General features: G+C 67.5%; 5 protein-coding genes. 3 read left to right on the forward strand and 2 right to left on the reverse strand.

What is annotated here, in order from left to right:
- Positions 1-494 precede the first annotated feature (494 nt).
- Positions 495-1,781, reverse strand: coding sequence for an O-acetylhomoserine aminocarboxypropyltransferase/cysteine synthase family protein (locus tag ACM0PK_RS21430; protein WP_180890572.1), 1,287 nt, complete (start codon positions 1,779-1,781; stop codon positions 495-497).
- Positions 1,782-1,961: 180 nt separating this feature from the next.
- Between ACM0PK_RS21430 and ACM0PK_RS21435 the strand changes: the two genes are divergently transcribed.
- From ACM0PK_RS21435 to ACM0PK_RS21445, 3 genes are all read left to right on the forward strand, one after another.
- The gene (locus tag ACM0PK_RS21435; RefSeq protein ID WP_005418539.1) at positions 1,962-2,699 is read left to right on the forward strand and encodes a winged helix-turn-helix domain-containing protein; all 738 of its coding nucleotides are present in this window, start codon (positions 1,962-1,964) and stop codon (positions 2,697-2,699) included.
- Positions 2,696-3,985 carry an ATP-binding protein gene (locus tag ACM0PK_RS21440; RefSeq protein WP_414608099.1) on the forward strand — a complete coding sequence of 430 codons (1,290 nt, stop codon included), beginning with the start codon at positions 2,696-2,698 and terminating at the stop codon, positions 3,983-3,985. Before ACM0PK_RS21435 ends, ACM0PK_RS21440 begins: the two co-directional genes overlap by 4 nt.
- Positions 3,986-4,126: 141 nt before the next feature.
- Positions 4,127-4,927 (forward strand): MipA/OmpV family protein, encoded by an 801-nt coding sequence (locus tag ACM0PK_RS21445; RefSeq protein ID WP_072167660.1) that lies wholly within the window; start codon positions 4,127-4,129, stop codon positions 4,925-4,927.
- Between the two features lie 39 nt (positions 4,928-4,966).
- On the opposite strand, the gene ACM0PK_RS21450 is transcribed toward ACM0PK_RS21445, so the two are convergent.
- Positions 4,967-5,530 (reverse strand): hypothetical protein, encoded by a 564-nt coding sequence (locus ACM0PK_RS21450; protein WP_414608098.1) that lies wholly within the window; start codon positions 5,528-5,530, stop codon positions 4,967-4,969.
- Between the last annotated feature and the right edge of the window lie 87 nt (positions 5,531-5,617).

The raw sequence follows: 5,617 nt of genomic DNA on the forward strand, positions 1-5,617 counted from the left end.
AGTGCTTCGCAAGCAAAGCGCCCTCACCCATGTAAGCTCGGTCGCCGCTTGCTCGTGTGCGCAATCCTGCGCACACGGCAAGACCGGGGTTGGGCGTCCTGCCCAACCCGCCCGAGGCATGCCTCGGGCCCATGCGGCTCACGCCCCCGCAAGCGGACCCACCCCGCCTTCGACAATTTCCCGCGTTCTGCAGTAGATCCACGCCATGCGTGGATGCTGTTTGATGAACTGTCGGAATGTTCGATTCCGATGGTGATCCATCCACGCATGGCGTGGATCTACCAGGATTGATGCCGACCGTCGGCACATGGGGTCAGATCTGTTTTCCACAGGAAAACGGATCTGACCCCGGAAACAAAAAAATCCCCGGTCGACCCGCATCGACCGGGGATCTGGATCGCCACGTTGCCACGCCTTGGAGAGGCAGTTCCACCCTAGCGCATCGCGTGGCCGGCGGTGATCGCCTATGGCGATGACGACCAAGCGCGTGGCTATCAGGCGGCGGCCAGGGCCTGCTCCAGGTCGGCGCGCAGGTCGCCGATGTGTTCGATGCCGATCGACAGCCGCACGGTGTCCTCACTGACGCCGGCCTTGGCCAGCTCCGCGGCATCCAGCTGGCGATGGGTGGTCGAGGCCGGATGGGTGGCCAGCGACTTCGCGTCGCCCAGGTTGACCAGGCGGGTGAACAGCTTCAGCGCATCGAGGAAGCGCGCGCCAGCCTCGCGCCCGCCCGGCAGGCCGAAGGTCAGTACGCCCGAGCCATGCCCGCCCAGGTAGCGCTGCGCGGCGGCATGCTCGGGGTCGTCTGCCAGTCCCGCGTAACGCACCCAGGCGACCTTGTCGTGCGCCTTCAGGAACTGCGCGACGGCCAGTGCATTGGCGTTGATGCGCTCCATGCGCAGGGCCAGGGTCTCGATGCCCTGCAGGATCAGGAACGCATTGAACGGCGACAACGCGGCACCGGTATTGCGCAGCGGGACCACCCGCGCGCGGCCGATGTAGGCCGCCGGCCCCAGTGCTTCGGTATAGACCACGCCGTGGTAACTGGGGTCGGGTTGGTTGAGGCGGGCGAAACGCTTCGGCTGCGCCGCCCAGTCGAAGCGGCCGGAGTCGATGATGGCACCGCCGAGGCTGTTGCCGTGGCCGCCCAGGTACTTGGTCAGCGAGTGCACGACGATGTCGGCACCGTGCTCGAACGGGCGCAGCAGGAACGGGGTGGCCACGGTGTTGTCGACGATCAGTGGCACACCCGCCGCATGCGCCACCTCGGCAATGGCGGCGATGTCGGTGACGTTGCCGCGCGGGTTGCCGATCGATTCGACGAACACCGCCTTGGTGCGCTCGTCGATCAGCGCGGCGAACGCAGAACGATCGGCCGGGTCGGCGAAGCGCGCCTGGATGCCGTACTGCGGCAGCGTGTGGGCCAGCAGGTTGAGGCTGCCGCCATACAGCGCGCTGGAGGCGACGATGTTGTCACCGGCCTCGGCGATGGTCTGGAGGGCATAGGTGATCGCGGCCTGCCCCGAGGCCAGCGCCAGCGCACCGATGCCACCTTCCAGTGCAGCCAGGCGCTGCTCCAGCACGTCGGTGGTGGGGTTCATGATGCGCGTGTAGATGTTGCCGGGCACCTTCAGGTCGAACAGGTCGGCACCGTGCTGGGTGTCATCGAAGGCATACGCCACGGTCTGGTAGATCGGCACCGCCACCGCGCGGGTGGTCGGGTCGGGACGGTAGCCACCGTGCACGGCCAGGGTTTCCAGTTGCCACTGCGGTTCGCTCATTGCACCAGGCTCCATCCGGGGAAACCGCCACCATAGGCCAGCTGGCACCCGCCGCTGAAAGCCACTGGCGATGACGCCCGTACCGGCGGTTATCAGGTTGGCCGCGATTCAGGCAGCCGTCATGGGGCGTTGCTAGGCTGCGCCGCCGGGCGCTCCTGCCCGGGCACGGAGGCCCCACCCATGCAGCCATCGCCCTGGCATCCCACCACCAGCAGTTCGCCTACGTCGGTCATGCTGGTAGAGGACGACCGTCGCCTGGCCGAACTGGTGAGCGACTACCTGCACCAGCATGGCTTCGCCGTGCAGCACATCGCACGCGGCGACCTCGCCGGCGCCGCCTGCCGCCAGCACGCGCCGGAGCTGGTGGTGCTGGACCTGATGCTGCCCGGCCTGGGCGGCATCGACGTGTGCCGGCAGATCCGCAGCTTCTCCGATGTGCCGATCCTGATGCTGACCGCCTGCGAGGACGACATCGAACAGGTGCTGGGCCTGGAATCGGGCGCCGACGACTATGTGCACAAGCCCATCGAACCACGCCTTCTTCTGGCCCGGCTGCGCGCCCTGCTGCGCCGCCGCCACGGCAGCAGCAACACCGGCACGCCCAGCCGGCTGATGCACGGTGAACTGCTGATCGACCGCATGCAGCGTGAGGTACACCTGCACGGCGCCACGGTGGACGTGGGCACCACCGAATTCGAAATCCTGTGGCTGCTGGCCAGCCAGCCCGGGCAGATCCTGTCCCGTGACCAGATCCTGCAGGCGGTGCGCGGTATCGGCTTCGACGGCCTGGACCGCAGCGTTGACGTCTGCATCGGCAAGCTGCGTCGCAAGCTCGGCGACGATGCGCGCGAGCCGCGGCGGATCAAGACCGTGTGGGGCCGCGGCTACCAGTTCAATCCGTCGGCCTGGACGGCATGAAGCGGCTGTTCCTGTGGCTGTGGTTCATCACCAGCGCCTGTTTCCTGGCCTCGGTATTCTTCCTCAACCGGGTGCTCGACAGCATCTATACCCCCGTGCAGGATCGCGTTTTCGTCCAGCAGGTGCGCGGGCAGGTGTACGCCCTGCGCAGCGGCCTGGCCGGCCTGGACGGTAGCCAGCAGCGTAAGCGCCTGCAGCAGTGGCAACCGCACTATGGCATCGCATTGACCCTGCTCGACACGCCTCCCGCGCTGGCCCCGCAGGAACAGGCAGCCGTGCAGGCCGATGGCTTCATCGTGCGCGATCAGTACCAGCAGGTCCTGCTGCCGATCGAAGGCATCGATGGTCGCTGGTTGCACCTGCGCCTGCCTGGCGCGGTGCAGATGACCACGTACATGACCATCGCGGCCTACCTCAGCATCCTGCTGCTGGTCGGCGCCAGCCTGTACGCCTGGGTTCGCCTGCTCTGGCGCGATCTGGAGGCCCTGCGCGTGCATGCCGACCGCATCGGCGCCGGCGATCTGCAGGCACGCGCGCAGGTTTCGCCACGCTCGCAGATCCGGGTCATCGTCGATCACTCCAACCGCATGGCCGCACGCGTGGCCGAACTGGTGCAGCGCCAGCGCGACCTGACCCATGCGATCTCGCACGAACTGCGCACGCCGATCGCGCGCGTGGCCTTTGGCCTGGACCTGATGCAGGACAGCGATGACCGCGAGCGCCGCGAACGACTGGCGCAGGGCCTGCATGGCGACCTGGCCGAGCTCAACCGGCTGGTCAGCGAACTGCTGGCCTACGAACGGCTCGAGCATCCGGGCGAGGGCGAACCGATGCAGCGGATCGAAGCCAACGACTGGCTGCAGGCCTGCCTGGCCGATGCCCGCCGCGATGCCGAACGTGCCGGCCTGGTGCTGCGCGTGCAGCCCAGTGCCCTGCCTCGGCTGGACGCGGAACCGCGCCTGCTGCAGCTGGCGCTGAGCAATCTGGTCGGCAATGCCCTGCGCCACGCGCGCTCGCAGGTGGACGTGTCGCTGGTGAGTGTGGGCGGGCGCGCCTGCCTGCGCGTGGACGACGACGGCCCCGGCATCGCCGAGGCTGACCGCGAAAAGGTGGTCCGCCCGTTCACCCGCCTGGATGACAGCCGCAGCCGCGACACCGGCGGCTTCGGCCTGGGCCTGGCGATCGTCGGCCGCATTGCCGCACGCCACCACGGCGAACTGCGCATCGGTCGCGCCGCCCTCGGCGGCGCACGCCTGGAAATGCACTGGCCGCTGGCTGCCAGCTGAACGCCCACGGGCGCAATTACAGTTGATTACAACTCCCGCACAACTGCGGACGGATCGGTCGCCGGCGTATCGCCACGCTAGCGACCCTGCAGCACTCGCCGGATGCGCGCGCTGCTTTTCCTCCCATTGTCGAGAGTTTCCATGTCCCAGCTTCGCCGTTCCCACACCCTGCTCTGCCTGGCCCTGTTGCCACTGTTCGCTGCCCCGATCGCCCACGCCAAGGATGACCACTGGACCTTCGAGCTCGCCGCCGGTGGTGGCGTGGCGCCGCGCTACAGCGGCAGCGAGGAGTACCGTGCGACGCCTTCGCTGTCCTTCGATGTCACCTCGCCAGGGGGCTGGTTTCTGGGCACCAGTGGCATCGGCTGGGGCACGACCCTCGGCGAGCACACCCGCGTGCGCGCCTATGTCGGTGCCAGCGGTATCCGCAAGGACAAGGATTCGCTGCTCGGCGGTTCGGACTTCCTGCGCGGCATGGGCGATATCGATACCCGTCCCCTGGTCGGTGTCTCGGCTGGATATACGCTGGGCGAAGCCGTGCTGAGCGGCTCCTGGCAGTTCACCCGCAAGGACGAGGACAAGGCTGAGAACGGACTGGCTACCCAGCAGATTCACCTGAACCTGAGCATGCCGCTGTTCGACCTGGCCGGTGGCGTGGTCAGCGGCAGCGTCTCCACCGACTACGGCAACCGTGGCTACATGCAGACCTGGTACGGCGTCAGTCCGGAACAGGCCGCGCGCACCGGCTTTGCCGAGCACAAACCGAAGGCCGGCCTGGTCAGCGCCGGTGTGGGCCTGAAGTGGAGCCACCGCGTGGGCCGTAATGGCAACTGGTACATCTCGGCCGAAGGCACGCGCCTGCTCGGCGATGCGGCCAACAGCCCGATCGTGCAGAAGGCCAACCAGTTTGGCGTGATGAGCGGCTATACGCACCGCTTCTGATGCATGAAGGACGCCGCTGGGCGCCCTCTTTCGCTGCGATCAGTGGCAGGCTTGTGCGGTGCCGCTGCCGCACAAGCCGACCTCGCGCAGCCAGCCGATCCACTGCACGACGTCGTCCTTCTCCGGCTCGGCGCGGAACGACTTCTGCACGGTGTGGAAGCCCTGCCTGCCCTGCATGCCCTTGATCCAGGTGAACTCCGATTTGCCGGTGCCGGGGTTCAGCGGGCAACTGAGCATCAGCAGCGCGAATGGCCGTCCGCCCTCCTCGCCTTCGCGGATCCAGTGGCTCTGCGCAGCCGGACAGGCCATGCGCCACCCCGCCTCGATGATGCCGAGGAACTCGCGCGGACTCACATGGCCACTGTTCGGCGCATCATTGACGGTGACCATGTCGGTCCAGTCCTGCACGGTCTGGCCCTGCGGCACGTACTCGGTGATGCGGTTGCCTTGTGCGTCGGTGCTCTGGTGGGCCTGCTGGTAACCCTTCATCGGCGGCAGCTGGACCTGTTCGACGGCTGCAGCGTGTCCAGCAACAGCAGCGAGCGCCAGCGCCAGCGCCAGCGCCAGCGCCATGCAGAGTGAAACCCTTCGGGTAACGTCCATGCGGTTCTCCTCGTCCTTGCGAAAGTGAAACGGGATCATTGTGCCTTGCCAGGGCTTTGGTGGCGCGCCAGCCAGGGCAGGCGCGCC

It is taken from the genome of Stenotrophomonas sp. FR010 (assembly GCF_047520755.2).
Taxonomy (GTDB): Bacteria; Pseudomonadota; Gammaproteobacteria; order Xanthomonadales; family Xanthomonadaceae; genus Stenotrophomonas; species Stenotrophomonas sepilia.